The 17,160-nt window shown below is 57.8% G+C and carries 17 protein-coding genes; 7 read left to right on the top strand and 10 right to left on the bottom strand.

Annotation, left to right across the window (positions count from 1 at the left end; all coding sequences use genetic code 11):
- The first annotated feature begins 124 nt into the window (after nucleotides 1-124).
- From lsrA to lsrG, 6 genes are read left to right on the top strand one after another with little or no spacing between them, the layout of a single operon-like run.
- The gene (lsrA, locus tag SK50_RS21495; RefSeq protein WP_032669124.1) at nucleotides 125-1,612 is read left to right on the top strand and encodes an autoinducer 2 ABC transporter ATP-binding protein LsrA; all 1,488 of its coding nucleotides are present in this window, start codon (nucleotides 125-127) and stop codon (nucleotides 1,610-1,612) included.
- The gene (lsrC, locus tag SK50_RS21490) at nucleotides 1,609-2,640 is read left to right on the top strand and encodes an autoinducer 2 ABC transporter permease LsrC (protein WP_045344027.1); all 1,032 of its coding nucleotides are present in this window, start codon (nucleotides 1,609-1,611) and stop codon (nucleotides 2,638-2,640) included. The genes lsrA and lsrC overlap by 4 nt, the downstream gene beginning before the upstream one ends.
- Entirely contained in the window at nucleotides 2,641-3,618 is a 978-nt protein-coding gene (gene lsrD / locus SK50_RS21485) for an autoinducer 2 ABC transporter permease LsrD (RefSeq protein ID WP_032103364.1), read from the top strand.
- A gap of 1 nt (nucleotide 3,619) precedes the next feature.
- Entirely contained in the window at nucleotides 3,620-4,621 is a 1,002-nt protein-coding gene (lsrB, locus tag SK50_RS21480) for an autoinducer 2 ABC transporter substrate-binding protein LsrB (RefSeq protein WP_045344026.1), read from the top strand.
- An 11-nt stretch (nucleotides 4,622-4,632) separates the two neighbouring features.
- On the top strand, nucleotides 4,633-5,520 hold the full coding sequence (lsrF, locus tag SK50_RS21475; RefSeq protein ID WP_017694299.1) for a 3-hydroxy-5-phosphonooxypentane-2,4-dione thiolase: 888 nt from the start codon (nucleotides 4,633-4,635) through the stop codon (nucleotides 5,518-5,520).
- Nucleotides 5,517-5,810: a (4S)-4-hydroxy-5-phosphonooxypentane-2,3-dione isomerase gene (gene lsrG / locus SK50_RS21470; RefSeq protein WP_023295476.1), complete on the top strand. Its 294-nt coding sequence runs from the start codon at nucleotides 5,517-5,519 to the stop codon at nucleotides 5,808-5,810. The genes lsrF and lsrG overlap by 4 nt, the downstream gene beginning before the upstream one ends.
- 197 nt (nucleotides 5,811-6,007) lie before the next feature.
- On the opposite strand, the gene SK50_RS21465 is transcribed toward lsrG, so the two are convergent.
- The gene (locus tag SK50_RS21465; RefSeq protein ID WP_017382414.1) at nucleotides 6,008-6,697 is read right to left on the bottom strand and encodes a B3/B4 domain-containing protein; all 690 of its coding nucleotides are present in this window, start codon (nucleotides 6,695-6,697) and stop codon (nucleotides 6,008-6,010) included.
- Nucleotides 6,698-6,739: 42 nt separating this feature from the next.
- Between SK50_RS21465 and SK50_RS21460 the strand changes: the two genes are divergently transcribed.
- A complete protein-coding gene (locus tag SK50_RS21460) occupies nucleotides 6,740-7,342 on the top strand; it encodes a helix-turn-helix domain-containing protein (RefSeq protein ID WP_023295474.1) in 603 nt (200 codons plus the stop codon).
- Nucleotides 7,343-7,376: 34 nt separating this feature from the next.
- Here the strand turns inward: SK50_RS21460 and SK50_RS21455 are convergent, their stop codons facing one another.
- From SK50_RS21455 to ygjG, 9 genes are all read right to left on the bottom strand, one after another.
- A complete protein-coding gene (locus SK50_RS21455) occupies nucleotides 7,377-8,093 on the bottom strand; it encodes a fimbria/pilus periplasmic chaperone (protein ID WP_048229918.1) in 717 nt (238 codons plus the stop codon).
- Nucleotides 8,086-8,607 carry a fimbrial protein gene (locus SK50_RS21450; protein ID WP_048229917.1) on the bottom strand — a complete coding sequence of 174 codons (522 nt, stop codon included), beginning with the start codon at nucleotides 8,605-8,607 and terminating at the stop codon, nucleotides 8,086-8,088. Before SK50_RS21450 ends, SK50_RS21455 begins: the two co-directional genes overlap by 8 nt.
- A 9-nt stretch (nucleotides 8,608-8,616) precedes the next feature.
- Complete coding sequence (locus tag SK50_RS21445; RefSeq protein WP_047642238.1) at nucleotides 8,617-9,162, bottom strand: fimbrial protein; 546 nt, start codon at nucleotides 9,160-9,162, stop codon at nucleotides 8,617-8,619.
- A 9-nt stretch (nucleotides 9,163-9,171) separates the two neighbouring features.
- Nucleotides 9,172-10,179: a fimbrial protein gene (locus SK50_RS21440; RefSeq protein WP_023295472.1), complete on the bottom strand. Its 1,008-nt coding sequence runs from the start codon at nucleotides 10,177-10,179 to the stop codon at nucleotides 9,172-9,174.
- The gene (locus tag SK50_RS21435) at nucleotides 10,180-12,804 is read right to left on the bottom strand and encodes a fimbrial biogenesis usher protein (protein ID WP_045344023.1); all 2,625 of its coding nucleotides are present in this window, start codon (nucleotides 12,802-12,804) and stop codon (nucleotides 10,180-10,182) included. It lies immediately after the preceding gene.
- A gap of 60 nt (nucleotides 12,805-12,864) precedes the next feature.
- Entirely contained in the window at nucleotides 12,865-13,575 is a 711-nt protein-coding gene (locus SK50_RS21430) for a fimbria/pilus periplasmic chaperone (RefSeq protein ID WP_017382407.1), read from the bottom strand.
- A gap of 46 nt (nucleotides 13,576-13,621) precedes the next feature.
- Nucleotides 13,622-14,155: a fimbrial protein gene (locus SK50_RS21425; protein ID WP_048229916.1), complete on the bottom strand. Its 534-nt coding sequence runs from the start codon at nucleotides 14,153-14,155 to the stop codon at nucleotides 13,622-13,624.
- Between the two features lie 71 nt (nucleotides 14,156-14,226).
- Nucleotides 14,227-14,769 (bottom strand): fimbrial protein BcfA, encoded by a 543-nt coding sequence (locus SK50_RS21420; RefSeq protein WP_017382405.1) that lies wholly within the window; start codon nucleotides 14,767-14,769, stop codon nucleotides 14,227-14,229.
- Between the two features lie 602 nt (nucleotides 14,770-15,371).
- Nucleotides 15,372-16,751, bottom strand: a complete 1,380-nt coding sequence (gene ygjG, locus SK50_RS21415; protein ID WP_048229914.1) for a putrescine aminotransferase — start codon at nucleotides 16,749-16,751, stop codon at nucleotides 15,372-15,374.
- Between the last annotated feature and the right edge of the window lie 409 nt (nucleotides 16,752-17,160).

Raw genomic sequence — 17,160 nt, 5'->3', positions numbered from 1 at the left:
TTCCGCTTTATCTGAATCTCAATCGATAAAACTGTGATCCCTGCACGGTTGTAAATATAGTTCACCGTCTACGCTTTTGAACATTATTAAATCTAAAAATCATTTGTTCAATAGCGGAGCGATGATGACACCACTTCTCGACGCGCGTGATATCAGCAAGCAGTTTTCAGGCGTACCGGTCTTAAAAGGCATTGATTTCACACTGCTTGCGGGGCAGGTGCATGCGCTGATGGGCGGTAACGGCGCGGGAAAATCGACGCTGATGAAGATCATCGCCGGGGTAGAAACCCCGGATAGCGGTGAACTTTCGGTGGCGGGTGAGTCTTTTGCACGGCTTACCCCGGCGCAGGCGCACAGGTTAGGCATTTATCTGGTGCCGCAGGAGCCGCTGCTATTTCCCAACCTGACGGTGCGGGAAAACATCCTGTTTCGTCTGCCGCGAGAGCGCGATCGGGAAAAACGCCTGGCGGAAAAACTCCGGCAGCTGCAATGCCAGCTTAACCTCGACGCTACCGCCAGCACCCTCGAGGTGGCGGACCAGCAGATGGTAGAGATCCTGCGCGGGCTGATGCGCAACGCCAGAATTCTGATCCTTGATGAACCCACGGCCTCGCTGACGCCCGGTGAAACCGAACGGCTGTTTCGCCAGATCCGCGCCTTGCAGGATCTTGGCGTCGGGATTGTTTTTATCTCGCATAAGCTGCCGGAGATTCGACAGCTGGCGAGTCACGTCTCAGTGATGCGCGACGGCGCGGTGGTGCTCAGCGGCGAAACTGCGCATTTTGACGATAACGCCCTGATCGCCGCCATGACGCCTGTAAGCCGGGAAGCATCCCTGAGCGATACGCAAAAGCTGTGGTTGGCGCTGCCGGGCAACCGCCGCACCCAGGCGCAGGATTTTCCCGTGCTGCGCGTGGAAGCGCTCACCGGGGAGGGCTTTATCGATCTCAGCCTTGAGATTTACGCCGGGGAGATCGTTGGTCTGGCCGGGCTGGTGGGGTCCGGGCGCACCGAGTTTGCCGAAACGCTCTACGGCCTGCGTCCGGTTCGCGGCGGGCGGGTGTGGCTGGAGAGCCAGGAGATCACCGCCGATCCGGTCAGTTCACGCCTGCAAAAAGGGCTGGTCTATCTGCCGGAAGACAGGCAGGTGTCCGGCCTGTTTCTCGACGCGCCGATCCGCTGGAACACCGTGGCGCTGAACGAGCCGTCGCTCTGGCAGCAGCGAAAGCGGGAGTCTGCGGTAGTGGAACGCTATCACCGGGCGCTGGGGATCAAGCTCAACCATGCGGATCAAACCGTGCGCACGCTCTCCGGTGGTAATCAGCAGAAGGTGCTGCTGGCGCGCTGTCTTGAGGCCAACCCGCTGCTGCTGATCGTCGATGAACCGACGCGCGGCGTGGACGTATCGGCGCGCGCCGATATTTATCAGCTGCTGAAAAGCGTGGCGGCGCAGAACGTGGCGGTGCTGATGATCTCAAGCGATCTCGATGAGTTTCCCGGCCTCGCGGATCGGGTGCTGGTAATGCATCAGGGCGTGCTCAGCGGCGAGCTGCCGCGCCACGCCGTCAGCCTCGACCGGATGATGGCGCTGGCGTTTGGAGGGCAATCATGAAGATCTTACTGAAAAACCGCGAGCTGAGCGCGTTTCTCGCCATTCTGGCGCTGTTCGCCGTGCTGGTGGCGCTGAACCCGTCCTACCTGAGCTTACAGACGCTGGGGATGATCTTCGCCAGCTCGCAGATCTTGATCCTGCTGGCTATCGGCGCGGCGCTGGTGATGCTGACCCGCAATATTGACGTCTCCGTCGGCTCCACCGTCGGGCTTTCGGCGATCGCCGTCGGCGTGGCGCTGAACAGCGGCTACAGCCTGCCCGTTTCCATTCTCTTCGCGCTGTCGATTGGCGCGCTGGCGGGGGCGTTCAACGGTTTTCTGGTGGTGGGCCTGCGCATTCCGGCGATTGTCGCCACCCTCGGCACGCTGGGGCTGTATCGTGGGGCGATGCTGCTGTGGACCGGCGGGAAGTGGATAGAAGGGCTGCCGCCGGGGCTGAAATCTCTCTCTGAGCCCGCCGCCGTCGGCATTTCGCCGCTCGGCATGCTGGTGTTGATTATCGCGGCCATCGGCGCGTGGACGCTGTCGCGCACCGCCTTTGGACGTGATTTTTACGCCGTGGGGGATAACCTCGCCGCCGCGCGCCAGCTGGGCGTGGCGGTGAACCGCACCCGCATGATCGCCTTTACCCTCAACGGCATGCTGGCGGCCTGCGCCGGGATTGTGTTTGCCGCGCAGATAGGCTTTGTGCCCAACCAGACCGGCAGCGGGCTGGAGATGAAAGCCATCGCCGCCTGCGTGCTCGGTGGCATCTCGCTGCTGGGCGGCACCGGCACGCTGGTCGGCGCCTTACTCGGCGCGTTCTTCCTCACCCAAATCGATACCGTGCTGGTGCTGTTCAGGCTCCCGGCGTGGTGGAACGACTTTATCGCCGGGCTGGTGCTGCTGGGTGTGCTGGTGCTCGACGGGCGGCTGCGTCAGGCGCTCTCACGGCATCAGCGGGCGCTGAAATACAGCCGTTTCCAGCCGGGTAACAAAGGGGGAAAGCACGTTACCCCGTTTCCCAAACGCAAAAAAGAGGTGGCGTAAATGAGGCTTAACTGGGAAAGCGCGCTGCTGATTTTACTGGTGCTGGAGATCCTGCTCTTCGGCGCCATCAACCCGCGCATGCTTGATATCAACATGCTGCTGTTCAGCACCAGCGACTTTATCTGCATTGGCATCGTGGCGCTGCCGCTTACGCTTGTGATTATCAGCGGCGGGATCGATATTTCCCTCGGCTCAACCATCGGCCTGTGCGCCATCGCGCTGGGGGTGATGATGCAGGCAGGGTGGCCGATGGCGGTTGCCATCCCTCTGACGCTGCTGCTCGGCCTGCTGTGCGGGCTGGTGAATGCGGCGCTGATCCACTACACCGGCATCAGCCCGTTGGTCATTACCCTCGGCACGCTCTACCTCTACGGCGGCGGGGCGCTGCTGCTCTCCGGCATGGCGGGGGCGACGGGCTACGAGGGGATCGGCGGCTTCCCGGACAGCTTTACCACCTTCGCTAACCTCACGGTGGTGGGCCTGCCGATCCCGCTGGTGCTGTTCGCGGTGATTACCGCTTTCTTCTGGCTGATTACCCACCGCGGGCGCTTTGGTCGGCATCTGTTTTTAATCGGCCAGAATCCGCGTGCGGCGCGCTATGCGGCGCTGTCGGTGAACGGCATGCCGTACGCGCTGTACGGCCTGGTGGGGGTAGCCTCGGCGGTTGCCGCGCTGGTGATGGTCTCCTATTTCGGTTCCGCGCGCTCGGATCTGGGGCGCGATTTACTCATGCCCGCGCTCACCGCCGCCGTACTCGGCGGGGCAAATATCTACGGCGGGTCAGGTTCGGTTGTCGGTACGGCGCTGGCGGCGCTGCTGGTGGGGTACCTGCAACAGGGTTTACAGATGGTCGGCATCCCCAACCAGGTGTCGAGCGCGCTGTCAGGGGCGCTGCTGGTTGTGGTGGTGATGGGACGTTCGCTGAGTCTGCACCGCGAATGGGTGCGTTCTCTCTTCAGAAAACTATCCGGAGCGTAAGATGAAAACAAAACTATTCGTCCTGGCAATGGCCCTCAGCTTCGCTTCGGCGCAGGCGGCGGACCGCATTGCCTTTATCCCGAAACTGGTAGGCGTGGGATTCTTCACCAGCGGCGGCAACGGCGCGAAAGAGGCGGGGAAAGATCTCGGCGTGGACGTGACCTACGACGGCCCGACCGAGCCGAGCGTCTCCGGCCAGGTGCAGCTGATCAATAACTTCGTCAACCAGGGCTATAACGCCATTATCGTCTCCGCCGTGTCGCCGGACGGCCTCTGCCCGGCGCTCAAGCGCGCGATGCAGCGCGGCGTGAAGGTGCTGACCTGGGACTCCGACACCAAACCGGAGTGCCGCAGCATCTACATTAACCAGGGCACGCCGCAGCAGCTCGGCGGCCTGCTGGTGGAGATGGCGGGCAAGCAGGTCACCAAACCGAATGCCAAAGTGGCGTTCTTCTACTCAAGCCCGACCGTCACCGACCAGAACCAGTGGGTGAAAGAGGCGAAGGCCAAGATCGAGAAAGATCATCCTCAGTGGCAGGTCGTCACCACCCAGTTTGGCTATAACGACGCCACCAAATCCCTGCAAACCGCCGAGGGGATCTTAAAAGCCTACCCGGATCTGGACGCGATTATCGCCCCGGACGCCAACGCCCTGCCAGCCGCGGCACAGGCGGCGGAAAACCTGAAACGGGAAGGGGTAGCGATTGTCGGCTTCAGCACGCCGAACGTGATGCGCCCGTACGTTGAGCGCGGCACGGTGAAAGCCTTCGGCCTGTGGGATGTGGTGCAACAGGGCAAAATTGCGGTCAATGTCGCCGATCGTTTACTGAAAAAAGGCGATCTTAACCCTGGCGACAGCGTCGACGTGAAAGATATCGGGACGCTGAAGGTCGAGCCGAACAGCGTGCAGGGCTACCAGTATGAGGCGAAGGGCAACGGCATCGTGCTGCTGCCGGAGCGGGTGGTGTTCACCAAAGAGAACATCAACAAATACGATTTCTGACGGGGGAGCAAATGGCTGATTTAGACGACATCAAAGACGGCAAGGATTTTGGCATCGGCACGCCGCAGCAGAACGTGCCTTACACCCTGAAGGGCTGCGGCTCGCTGGACTGGGGAATGCAGTCGAGGCTTGCGCGCATCTTCAACCCACAGAGCAACCGCACGGTGATGCTGGCCTTTGACCACGGCTACTTTCAGGGGCCGACCACCGGCCTTGAGCGTATCGATCTCTCCATCGCGCCGCTGTTTGGTGAAACCGACGTGCTGATGTGCACCCGCGGCATCCTCAGGAGCCAGGTGCCTGCCGCGACCAACAAACCGGTGGTGCTGCGCGCCTCCGGCGGTAACTCGATTCTGGGCGAGCTTTCCAACGAGTGCGTGGCGGTGGCGATGGAGGACGCGCTGCGTCTGAACGTCTGCGCGGTGGCGGCGCAGGTGTATATCGGAAGCCCGTTTGAGCATCAGTCGATCAACAACATCATCAAGCTGGTGGATGCGGGGGCGCGCTACGGCATGCCGACGCTGGCGGTGACGGGCGTGGGGAAAGAGATGGCGCGTGACGCGCGCTATTTCTCGCTTGCCAGCCGCATCGCCGCCGAAATGGGAGCGCAGTTCGTCAAAACCTACTACGTGGACGAGGGCTTTGAAAAAGTGACCGCCAGCTGCCCGGTGCCGATTGTTATCGCCGGGGGCAAAAAGCTGCCGGAGCACGAGGCGCTGGAGATGTGCTGGCGGGCGATTGACCAGGGCGCATCCGGCGTGGACATGGGGCGCAACATCTTCCAGTCCAGCGCGCCACTCGCCATGCTGAAGGCGGTGAAGAAAGTCGTTCACGAGAACATGAGCGCCCGGGAGGCGTTCCAGTTCTGGCAGGAAGAGAAACAGGGAGAAGCAAAATGAACGTGACGCTGGTGGAGATTAATATTAAACCCGAGCGGGTGGACGAGTTTCTGGAGGTATTTCGCGCCAACCACGAGGGGGCCATCAAGGAGCCGGGAAACCTGCGCTTTGATGTCTTGCAGGACCCACGGGTGAAAACCCGCTTCTTTATTTACGAAGCCTATAAAGACGAAGCGGCGGTGCTGGCGCATAAGCAAACGCCACACTATCTGGCGTGCGTGGATAAGCTTGAAGAGCTGATGTCAGAGCCGCGCAAAAAACGCTGTTTTGTGGGGTTGTTGCCGGAGTAGCGGCTTTGCCCGGTGGCGCTGCGCTTACCGGGCCTACGGGGGATGGTGCGGTGTTTGCCCGGCGGCGCTGCGCTTACCGGGCCTACGGGGGCGAGATGGTGCGGTATTTGCCCGGTGGCGCTAACGCTTACCGGGCCTACGGGTACGGGGGGTGTTGATTTTGTAGGCCGGGTAAGCGAAGCGCCACCCGGCGTTGTTCACGCCAGCTCCAGCAACTGAATACGCGCCGTCGCGCCCGGCATCAGCTTTTGCAGATTGCTCACCAGCTCATCGCCAGCTTCCTGTAATGCCGCCAGCGGCATCGACGGCAGGCTTTCGAGAATAAACCACATGGATTGCGCCTGGCTGTCCAGACGCGTGCGTACCCCCTGTCGCCAGTTCCAGCGGCGGCAGGTGACGCCGAGATCGTCACGCCAGATAACTTCGCCTGGCTCCGGATTTTCTACAACCGGCTCACCTTCTTTAAAGGTATCAAACGGCTCGCTGCCGTCGGCCAGCGTCAGGCGCGGCGCTCCCGAGTAAGCCGCCAGATTTTCTCCCCCTACCGGAATAGCGTAGCGGATACTGATGGCATTATAGACATCCACCACCGGGTCGAGCGGCGGCAGCGAACCGTCTCTCATCACGCGCTTGCGCAGGGCCGAGGCCGAGCAGGGCGTACGTTTGGGTTTTGCACCAAAGGCTTTAAACACCTCATCCCAGGCGGCGAGATGATTTTCTGCCCAGGGCACATCATCATTGAGCATCTGCTGGCAGGCCTGCGCCAGCGCAGCGGGCGCAACCTCCGGTTGGGTAATCGGGGCAGCTTCAACCAGAATGCTCAGCGCCCGAAAGCCGGGCGCGATCCCGACAAGTCGCGAATCTATTGACGGTGTTAGAAGAGACATAAATAATCCTGTATTGACTGTTTTATACCATGGTAGTGACCAATGACTGATAAAGTTAATATAATGACCGATGCGGGCGCCGATGTTGCCCAGGTAAGCCTGGCCGTGGCGAACCGTATCCGCAGCTGGCGGAAAGAGAAAAAGCTGTCGCTGGACGAGCTTTCCCGCCGCGCCAGCGTCAGCAAAGGCATGCTGGTGGAGATCGAAAAAGGGGCTGCCAACCCCAGCATTGCCATTCTGTGCAAACTGGCCGCCGCGCTTGGCGTCTCGGTGGCAGACATCGTTAACGTCTCCAGCGAGCCGCAGATACACATTATTCAGGAAGAGGCGATCCCGGTTCTGTGGCAGGGCGCACAGGGCGGTTATGCCAGATTGCTGGCAGGCACCGCAGGCCCCGACATGATTGAGCTGTGGCAGTGGGAGATGCATCCGGGAGAGACTTTCACCTCTCCGGGACATCCGGCGGGAACGTTTGAGCTGCTGCACGTGAACGAAGGCGTATTAACCCTGACGGTGGACGAGACGGTGGTACAGGTTAATGCTGGCGCGTCGGCGGTAGCGAAAACGGAAGCGGCGCACGGCTATGCCAATGAGGGAGAAAAAGTGCTGCGCTTTACCATGACGGTAGCGGAGTTTCACCGCTAGTGTCGGTCCGCTGCCAGGATACCCCCGCGAGCAATTATTTCACCGTGCGGGCGATCGAGGGCAATATCCGCCCCTCGTCGCTCAGCGACTGCCAGGTGAGCTGGCACCTGGCAGTCCCTTTACACCAGTCCGTTTGTCGCTGGCTCAGAGGGGCGACAACGCCGGCGTTATCCACCCGCGTTCCGTTAACGGAAAGCTGATACAGCGTGACGTAATAAGGCGACGGGTTTTCAACCGTCAGCCCGTCGGCGGTCAGCTGCCAGCGTAGCTGACGATAGGCCAGCGCCGGTTCGCCCTGAAGCCTCTCCGGGCGATAGATAAACTTCATGCTGGAACGTACCGCCATCTGAACGTTATCGCTGTGACGCTGGCTGGCCGGAATGGAGGCAATGCTTAGCGTGAAAAGCGTTTCGCGATCGGCAGGAAGCGGCGCATCGGCGCGAAACAGACGGATCTTATTCTCACGTCCGGGCTGGAGTGCAAAAAGTGGCGGCGTCGCGGTAAACCACGCGGTGGCCGCTTCGGGGGGCTGCTGCGCCCCCGGCCATCGGCCGCCGCGATAAATTTTTGTGCCAATCAGATACGGCAGCGAGGACTTATTGCGCACGGTGACGCTGATAGCGCGCTGATCCTGAGGATAAACAAACCGCGTGCCGCCAATCACCACCCCGGCCTGAGTGGGCAAGAGCCAGAAAGACGCGGCGGTCAGCAGGGCTATCTCCGCTTTTTTCAGCAGGCTGGCCTCACGCATAGGTCAGCACAAAGGTGGCGGCAGCGTTAGCCACCCCCGGCGTAACGGCGTTCGTCACGGCGAGGTAGCGGGCGTAAAAATGCAGCGCCAGGGTGGTCTGGTCATTGCTTAGCGCGAACGGCAGGCTTTCATCCCCCATGGCGATCAGCGATTTATCAGGATTATAGAGGCCGATAGCCACGCCGGTTGCATAGTCCGGCCCGCCGGTCAGGGCCAGCAGATCGCTATTGTTACCGTCCGGCGTGCCTTCAAAATGGGTGCTGACGGCGGATAACCCGGCGCCGCAGGCTTCAAGGTTAATAGTGAACGGCTCATAGGGCGTTTCGTTTTTTTGCCCGGCCAGCTGGCGGGCCACCACATCATGCATCTCCACTACCAGCTGTTCCGAGCCGGGGGAGACAATACAGGTTTTGCCTTTCACCACGCCGGTAATATAGACCGTGCCGTCATGGGCGAGCGTCTTGCCTGACAACAGCAGCGCGCAACAGATAAATAACCTGTTCAGGATCGTCATTCTGTCTCCTTACTGGTAAAGCAGATCGAAATACATCACGGCGGTGGCGTTGCCGGTGGTGACCGTCGGCAGCGTAGATTTATAGCGCAGGAAGAAGGTCAGCGTGTTATCGCCCGGCAGCAGGGGATATAGCGGCGACTCGGTATTATTGATCGGGACAGACGCCCGCGCGCTGTCGAGCAGCTCGACTGCCAGTCCGGTCGCCATCATGTGCTGCGTCCCTTTTCCCGTATCTGATAAGGCAAGCAGCTTGGGATCGTTGGCGTCCGCGTCGCCGGTAAACCAGACGGTCGTGCCGCCGATTGCGCGGGTGCAGTTTTTGAGCGTGATGGTAAACTGCTTTTCCGGTGTCGTGGCGCCCACGCGCGGAAATTCCTCTGTCGTAAATTCACCCAGGTCGATCGTTTGCTCTGCGCTGTTAGTATCGACGTTACAGGATTCCCCAACGATGGTGCCGATAAACTGCACGTTAAAGCTTGTGTCGTCAGCCTTCACCAGCGGCGGGTTTAACAGGGCCACGCTCAGCCATACGGTGTTTTTCCATGAAATGGTCATTACGCTTCCTCAGGCGAAATCAATGCGTAACAGCGCCAGCGCCCTGAAGACGCCCAGCTCTGGCGACTGCCCGGTGGTGCTGATGGGGTAGGCTTGCAGCGTCACGTCCGCGCGTCCTGACATATCCGTGGTAAAGGGGACGCTGCTTGAGAACACGTTTGGCCGCAGGATCTCGCCCTGCGGGCTGGTCACGACGACGGCCACGTCCGGGTTATCCGTCGCCAGCGCGTTGGCGAAACGAGCGTCTGCCGTCCCCTGTACCCGTAGGGTGAGCTGCGCCGGTGAGTTGACATCAGCGTTGCATTCGATCGGCACGGTAAAGGTTTTTGGCGCTACGCTGTCGGGTCGCTGTCCGGCCTGGGTGAAATCGCCGTGGTAGAGTGCCCCAAAATCGACGGTGACGGTTTGCCCGGCGTTAATCACGCAGTTTTGCGGGACGGTTATTACGCCGCTGTAGGTGATCTGATAAACGATTACGGTGGGCCGGTCATTTTCCGTCGTGGTGACATAGACGTTAAACATCAGTTTCGGCGGGATCACGACCGAGCCGATGAACGGCCTGACAATCTGTATTTTGAAGGTCAGATTGCTGTCGTTCACCGGGAAGACGCCGCCCGTATCCACCTCTTCGTGCCCCCCCATGTGGACATACTCCACCGGCGGATAAAAATCGCCGATGGTGGCATCATGGATTTTCATCGCACCGATAATATAATCCGGATCAAGCTGTAAATATTTCCACTCGCCTTCCGTTTTGACCACGGGGAAAGGTGAGATATAGGTACGATAGGTGCGCTTCTCCCAGTTGCCTGGGGGACAGGTGGCGTTGACGTGGATATCCTGGGTTCGGTTCAGCTCTGTACCGTTGCCCTTGATGTTTTGATCCGTGGTGAGCGTGGTGGTCAGATCGTAATTCACCATGGAAATTCCGCCGTTAGCGTTTTTGCACGTTGCGGCCAGGCTGCTCAGCGAAAAAAGTAGCCCAGCGGCAGAGAGAAGCATCATCCTTAATTTCATTTATGAACACTCCATGATGATCCGCAGCAGCGGCTGTTTGCTTTCAGGTAAGTGGTAGTTGGCCGTACAGCGCTTATCCGCCCCTTCTCCCCATTGCGCCTTCAACACTCCCTTTTGGCTCAGGCCGGAGAGGTAGGTTTCGCCTTCTTCGCCTACGATGGTGTCGCTGCCGTTATCGTCGCGGGAAACCATGGCGCCAAACGGCACCGGCTTGCCGTGGTAGCGCAGCGTTACCAGCGCGCGTGCGCCCAGACGGGCGTTAAACGTGGCGCGCACGATGGCGCCGTGGGTCGGCACCACGCTGGTGACGGCATCATCGATATCCATGGCGTCTGAGAGGGAGTTAATGTCCAGCGCCATCCTGTTCAGATGGTAGGCCGAGGCGTAAGGCACCACCGCATAGCCGCGTCCGTCGGTATGGATACCGGGTTCATTCTCGACGCTGACGTCCGCTGCGCCCGGTACGGCAATCAGCACGTTGGTATCACCCAGTGGCTGGCTTAAGGTGATGCCGTTGCGGTGGGCTACCACGCCTCCGCTCAGGCCGTAGGTTACTTCCCGATAATCGCCGTTATCGCTGTAGTTGTAGCCCAGGCTGGCGTTGCCGTAGGCGGCATCGTATTCCAGACTGGCGGAACCTTGCGAGCCAGCCCCCTGGCGGGCATAACCTTCCTGCACGCTGTAGTTAAGGTTGTTCTCCGCCAGCAGCGTGCCGTTAATCCCCGCGTTCTGAGATGTTTCTCCATGTTTATTGGCGCTCATGCCGTAGGTGGCATAGGCGTAGTTCCGCTTCTGGCTGACGTCATTGGCAGGTGAAAGCCACTGGCTAAGCGGGAAGGAAAGGTTAATCGCATAAATCTCATCGCTATCCGACATGCCCGGCGATTTGTTGTAGTTGTAGGTCAGGCTGTATGAGATCCCGGCCCAGGTACCGCTGTATCCCACCTGGACGAGCGTGTTTTTGTCGTCCGTGTGCCAGTAGCTCTGCTGGCTTCCGGTCACGAACAGCGAGCCGAGCCTGCCTAGCTGCTGCGAAATATTGAATTGAAGCTTGCCGCGTTTAGTCCAGTTGAGGTTGTAGTAGTCCAGCCAGTTCGTGGCCTCATTCGCGTCATCCTGCTCCGCATCGCCCGTATAGCCCTGCATATGTGTGTAGGTTGTCTCATCCAGGTTATAGAACCCGGACGTGGAGTAGCGGTAGCCCAGCAGCTGGAAGTTCGTACCCATCTTGTTGAGGGATTTGGCATACAGGAAACGAAGAGACTGCCCCGTATGGCTGGTGTCGTCGGCCAGCGTACTGCGCGCGTGGGTAACGTCGAGAGAGACGGCGCCAAAGTTGCCCATATTGAGGCCAGCGCCAAGAGCCAGCGCGTGATAATCGCCGGAAAGCTGTGAGCCGCCATAGACGGTTACGCCCTGCGGTAGCCCCCAAATCAGCGTGCCCTGGGCAAAATTCACCTCGTCCTGCTGACCGTTATTGCTGCGGTACTGTGCCGCCGTCAGGGCATACTTCACCCGCCCTTCGCGCTGGAGGAGCGGTACGGCGGAGTAAGGAACGGAATAGCGGGAGATACTGCCGTCCGTCTCCTTCACTTCCACCGTGAGGTCGCCGCTGGAGGAGGTTGGGAAGAGATCGTTAATGGCGAAGGCGCCGGGCGGAACGTAGCTCTGGTAAAGACTATAGCCGTTCTGCTTGATGGTGACCTGCGCGTTGCTTTTGGCAATCCCGCGAATGGTGGGCGCAAAGCCTTTCATGCTGTCTGGCAGCATGTTGTCGTCCGAGGCGATCTGCGCGCCGCGAAAGGGAAGGCTGTCGAAAATTTCCGACGAGGTATAGCTATCGCCCACCGTCAGTCTGCCCTTTAGCGGAATCACCGTCCGCTCAAGATAGGTGTTGATATGTTCCCATTCGCTATGGCGGTTCTCGTCGCTGTTATAGTAGTTCCACGTCGAGTAGTCCCGCAGACGCCACGCACCAAGATTCACCCCGCTGTTCAGGCCGAGGAAATAGCTTTTGTGGGTTGTGCCGTTTTCGCTGCGATCGCGGCTGTATGAGCCGCTAAAGTTATAGTTCAGCAGCAGAGCGTTAATACCTTCATCCCACTGCTCTGGCGGGATATAGCCGCGCGCGTTGTTGCGTAATGCGGCCTGCGGAATGCTGATTTCCAGACGCTGCTGTTCGAAATTAAAGAGAGTGGCAGCGGCCGGAATAATGGCGGCAATGTCCACGCAGCTGTCGGCTTTCGCGGCGGCCAGCGCCGGGAATGCCTGAACGTTGACGCCCAGGTTTTCATACGCTTTGGGCGTCAGGCAGGCCATTAGCCCCGTGTCGTCGCCCTGTACGGCTCCGTCCGTTACGGTTCTGGCGATAAAGTTGATATCGCGGGTGGTGACAAATGTTCCATTCAGCCAGAGATCCACGCGATAGACGCCCGGCGCCTGGCCATTTGTTGAAAAACGGGAGAGATCCGCCACGGCGGAAGGATCGCTCGACAAAAATGCCGGGTTAAAAAAATACTCCGCGCGCACGGTGATGGACGAAAGGAGTCCCGCAATCGTCAACGCCAGCGGCGTTAGCGACGCTCTGACGAGCGCGTTAAATCTTCGTGGCTGAACACGCTTCATGTCTTCCCTTACCTGCGAGGCTTTTAATGACAAAACGTCATACGTAACGCCGTATACGACTTATTTCGCGCATGACTGAACGGGCGTGTTGGCACCAAAGTCATTAACGGTCTGAAACCTCACGCTGCCAGTGCCGCCACCGGGGATCTCCACCACCAGGTTATTTTTGGGCGCTACCATGTTATTTGCCAGTTGCGTGTTGCCGACGAAAAACTGAACCAACGAAACGTAATAAGGCGATGGATTGGTAATAGTGACTTTTCCATTGGTGACTGAGCAGGTTAATGTTTTGGGCGCATCAATAGAGAGCGACGGCAATTTTTTCGGCCGGATAAAAAGTTTAATAACGCTCTGGGTGGCAATTTGTAGCGTATTACCGGAAAGCTTATTTTTCTCGACGGAAGGAATGGCTTTGCTGTTCAGATAAAAAACGCTTTCACGATCGACAGGCAGATCGGGGCCCACGTACATAATACGCAGGGTATTCTCTTTTTTAGGATGGATAACGAACAGCGGCGGCGTAATGACAAAATCCGCTGATTTTGCCCCTTCGGCGTTGGACACCCAGCTCTGAATTAAAAAAGTGGTATTCGTTGAAGAGTTAATAATGGCTAATGAAGCCTGCTTATCACCCTGGGGATAAATCACCCGGGTTCCCCCGAGCGCGATACCGCCTGCGCTGGCAGAACCGGCCATCCCCATCGCGAACAGAGCCGTTAGCGCGCCAGCTATCAGACGAGTCAGTTTACAGCGTGATGTAATGATACGCATTGTTCCCTCAGTTTCTCATGTGTCAGGCTTCTTGCCTGTGAGTCAGTTATTGGTAAAAAACGATGAACCAGACCTGCGCGTTCGCGGTACCAGCGTTGACGCTATCTTCGGTGGCGCGATACCTGGCGATATAGCTCAGCCGGTTTTCACCGTCCTGCAAAGGTCTGTACCAGGGGGGCGCGGTGTCTGGCTTTACCAGGTTCCCCATCGCATCGAATAGACCGATACCAATCCCGGTGGCGGCGCCAGGCCCATAGCCCGCGCGAAAAACCTGGGGATCGTTGCCGTCAGACTCGCCGCTAAACAGCACCCCGGCGCGCTGGCTTACGCTGGTGTCGCATGCTTCCAGCGTGATGAAGAAGGGTACCGGTTTGGCCCAGTCACCGGCGGCGATGAACTGGCTATTGCGTACCTGTCCCATATGCACGATTTGATCCTGGGAATCCATGCTGACGGAACAGGCCGCATTGACGACCTGACCCTGAAGGGTCACGCTTCCATCGTCCTTTGCCGCGGCTGGCAATACGGCAAAAAGCGCAGTGCCGGCTATCAGCAGCGCCCGATTTATGGATTGCTGCATTGCGAACTCTCTAACGCTTGCCGGACAACGCTTCTCCGCCCGCAGGCGAAGAAGCGAGATCGGCTAACGAATCAGGAATAAACCATCTGGAACGTTGCGACGGAGGAGACGTTGCCCGGCTCGGCCGCGCCTGTGGCCACGTAATCCACGCTCAGCGGGATGATGTTTTCGCCGTTGATCAGCTTAACGTTGGAGGAGGTATCGCCAATGTTCAGCGCCTGGCCGTCCGGCCCGAACAGTTGCAGCGCAACGTTTTTGGCCGAGCCTGCGCCAGCGGTGTTCGCCAGGCTGCCTTCTACAGCAGGGTCCTGCTGGCCGTTAAAGATCACGGCGGCATTCTGGCTAACGGTGGCGTCGCAATCTTCCAGAACGATTTTAAAATCTTCTTTCTGGTTGGCCTGCATGCCGACCGTTGTCAGCTTGACGGTACGCACCTGGCTCAGGGTAACGGTCTGGTCTACGGAGTCAGCCGCGACGGAACAGGCGGCGTTTACCACCTGGCCGACAAAGTTGACGGTCCCGCCGGAAACGGTAACGGTATCGGCCTGCGCATTAATTGCCATGCCACCAGCCAGCGCGCCGGCAACAGCCATTGCTATAACTTGCTTTTTCATACAAATCCTTTTTAGATAAACATCATGCTGTCAATTGAAATAATATATTCACAATGTCATGTGAATCTTTTTTCGAGGCAGTGGTATAGGATATGTTTTTAGATTAATATATTATTTTTACCCAGGGCGTTGTTACTGGTTTTATATCATCCGCCACTGCGCTGATGAATGAGGGGATTCTACGGATTAAATAATATTATATCAATGTGATAATGGGTTGATGTTTTATTAGTTTTACTAAATATAAAATTAACTCATAATTTATTTGTTTGAATGATATTGCACGCCGTCAGAACCGCATTTCTATTCGCTGATCGGTTTTATTAATGTCTGCGATGAATGTCATCGTGGTTTTGTTAATAATGCAAGACGTTACGACGGTCATTATTCGGACATGCGTTGGGAATGCGGTGGTGTTATTATCCGGCTGCTTTTACAATCTGATATTACATAAAGAAATATTTTAAATTTATATGATGAACCGTGTTTGCACTTATGCACATTATTCCTCAGTCTGACTGCATAAAGAAATCCCTGGCGTATCCCAGGGATTTCTTTGCATATCGCCCTGATACTGCTAAAAGGGCAGGAAAAATAAATGCTCAGGCGGATGTTACGGCAATACGTAATGCCGCCAGCGCTTTACGCGCCGCCTTCAGCACTTGCTCACACTGCTCAATGGTAAGCGTCAACGGTGGCTCAATGCGGATGGTTTTCGAGTTGTTAAGCGTTCCCGCCACCAGTACCCGCTGGCGGAACATCTCGCTTGCGAAGCTATAACCGGTTTCGTTATCAACGAACTCAATCGCCATCAGCATCCCTTTCCCGCGCGCATCCTGTACCAGATCCGGATATTCCCGGCCCAACTGACGGAAGCCGTCCAGCAGCATGTCGCCTTTCTGCTCCGCTTGCGCGGGCAGGTTTTGCTCCAGCAGCACGTTGATGGTGGCCAGCGCCGCCGCACAGGCCAGCGGGTTACCGCCAAAGGTGGTGGTATGTAAGAACGGGTTATCGAACAGCACCGAGAAGACCTCCTCAGTGGCGACCGTTGCGCCAATCGGCATCACGCCGCCACCGAGCGCTTTCGCCAGGCACAGAATGTCCGGCTGAACGTTCTCGTGCTCGCAGGCGAACATCTTGCCGGTGCGCCCCATCCCGGTCTGCACTTCGTCGAAGATCAGCAGCGCGCCAAACTCATCGCACAGCTGACGCACGGCGGGCAGATAGCCCTGCGGCGGGAGGATCACGCCGCCTTCACCCTGAATCGGCTCCAGGATCACCGCCGCCACGTCGTCGCCGGTTTTACGGCATTCACTCAGCACGATGCGCATGGCGTTGATGTCGCCAAACGGCACGTGGCGGAAGCCCGGCAGCAGCGGCATAAACGGCTTGCGGAAGGTAGATTTAGCGGTCGCCGACAGAGCGCCCAGGGATTTCCCGTGGAACGCGCCGCTGGTGGCGATAAAGGTAAATTTCCCGCGCGGCGACTGGTACGCTTTGGCGAGTTTAATCGCCGCTTCGACCGATTCGGTGCCGCTGTTGCTGAAGAAGCTGTATTTCAGCTTACCGGGCGTTAAGGCTGCCAGCGTTTTCGCGAGCATGGCGCGAAGCGGATCGAGCAGTTCCTGGCTATGGAGAGGTTGTTTCGCAAGTTGATTCTGTACGGCGGAAACCACAACTGGATTACGGTGCCCCACGTTGAAAATACCAAAACCACCCAGGCAATCGATAAACTCCTGTCCCTGGGTGTCGACAAGCGTATTCAGACTGCCCGCTTGCCACTCTACGGCTCCGTAATCCCCGCCGGCGGTAACAGATTTGCGATACTCCAGAAAACCTGGATTCACATGCTCCTTAAAGTAATCAATGACCTCAAGGTTAAGTTGTTTCATCTCCTCATGATCAAGCGTTCGCTTCTCAATGAGATTCAGTGCGTGCGCGGTACAGGCAAGAGCCGAGGCGCTGGAAGGTAACCTGTTCAAAATATGCTCCCGGGGATCGCGTATCACATGATACTGAGTTAAGTATTGCAGGGATTACGCCACCTCAGATGCCTTAACAAAAATCGGGATAAACGCCAGGTGAAATCAAAGTTGCACAATATTTAATCATGCCATCGCGCGCCGCACGGGATAAGGGATAACGAGCCGGGGATGGGGTGTCGTCAATTGCACTGCTCCAGGGCAGGGAATGCGCCTTAAGTGTGCACCGGGGTATCATGCTTTGTAGGTAGTTTCATGCCGAAAGTATTTTAAATCAATTAATTAGAAAAACGTACGTAAAGTGCGGTTTAACCGAGATTTGCGATCTCAATCATATTTAACAACTAAAGATAAATTTTTTATCGCCGAAAAAACATAAGCCACAAAATTAACATTCAAATAACCTGCA

The organism is Enterobacter sp. BWH64 (assembly GCF_001037645.1).
In the GTDB taxonomy this organism is placed as follows: domain Bacteria; phylum Pseudomonadota; class Gammaproteobacteria; order Enterobacterales; family Enterobacteriaceae; genus Enterobacter; species Enterobacter hormaechei_C.
Note: the sequence above shows the minus strand (reverse complement) of the source record. Positions and strands in the feature narration are given on the sequence as shown.

What these genes read in the sequence shown, in the direction of transcription:
- lsrA (WP_032669124.1), top strand. Translation starts at nt 125, where the DNA reads ATGACACCACTTCTCGACGCGCGTGATATCAGCAAGCAGTTTTCAGGC.
- lsrC (WP_045344027.1), top strand. Translation starts at nt 1,609, where the DNA reads ATGAAGATCTTACTGAAAAACCGCGAGCTGAGCGCGTTTCTCGCCATT.
- lsrD (WP_032103364.1), top strand. Translation starts at nt 2,641, where the DNA reads ATGAGGCTTAACTGGGAAAGCGCGCTGCTGATTTTACTGGTGCTGGAG.
- lsrB (WP_045344026.1), top strand. Translation starts at nt 3,620, where the DNA reads ATGAAAACAAAACTATTCGTCCTGGCAATGGCCCTCAGCTTCGCTTCG.
- lsrF (WP_017694299.1), top strand. Translation starts at nt 4,633, where the DNA reads ATGGCTGATTTAGACGACATCAAAGACGGCAAGGATTTTGGCATCGGC.
- lsrG (WP_023295476.1), top strand. Translation starts at nt 5,517, where the DNA reads ATGAACGTGACGCTGGTGGAGATTAATATTAAACCCGAGCGGGTGGAC.
- SK50_RS21465 (WP_017382414.1), bottom strand. Translation starts at nt 6,697, where the DNA reads ATGTCTCTTCTAACACCGTCAATAGATTCGCGACTTGTCGGGATCGCG.
- SK50_RS21460 (WP_023295474.1), top strand. Translation starts at nt 6,740, where the DNA reads ATGACTGATAAAGTTAATATAATGACCGATGCGGGCGCCGATGTTGCC.
- SK50_RS21455 (WP_048229918.1), bottom strand. Translation starts at nt 8,093, where the DNA reads ATGCGTGAGGCCAGCCTGCTGAAAAAAGCGGAGATAGCCCTGCTGACC.
- SK50_RS21450 (WP_048229917.1), bottom strand. Translation starts at nt 8,607, where the DNA reads ATGACGATCCTGAACAGGTTATTTATCTGTTGCGCGCTGCTGTTGTCA.
- SK50_RS21445 (WP_047642238.1), bottom strand. Translation starts at nt 9,162, where the DNA reads ATGACCATTTCATGGAAAAACACCGTATGGCTGAGCGTGGCCCTGTTA.
- SK50_RS21440 (WP_023295472.1), bottom strand. Translation starts at nt 10,179, where the DNA reads ATGAAATTAAGGATGATGCTTCTCTCTGCCGCTGGGCTACTTTTTTCG.
- SK50_RS21435 (WP_045344023.1), bottom strand. Translation starts at nt 12,804, where the DNA reads ATGAAGCGTGTTCAGCCACGAAGATTTAACGCGCTCGTCAGAGCGTCG.
- SK50_RS21430 (WP_017382407.1), bottom strand. Translation starts at nt 13,575, where the DNA reads ATGCGTATCATTACATCACGCTGTAAACTGACTCGTCTGATAGCTGGC.
- SK50_RS21425 (WP_048229916.1), bottom strand. Translation starts at nt 14,155, where the DNA reads ATGCAGCAATCCATAAATCGGGCGCTGCTGATAGCCGGCACTGCGCTT.
- SK50_RS21420 (WP_017382405.1), bottom strand. Translation starts at nt 14,769, where the DNA reads ATGAAAAAGCAAGTTATAGCAATGGCTGTTGCCGGCGCGCTGGCTGGT.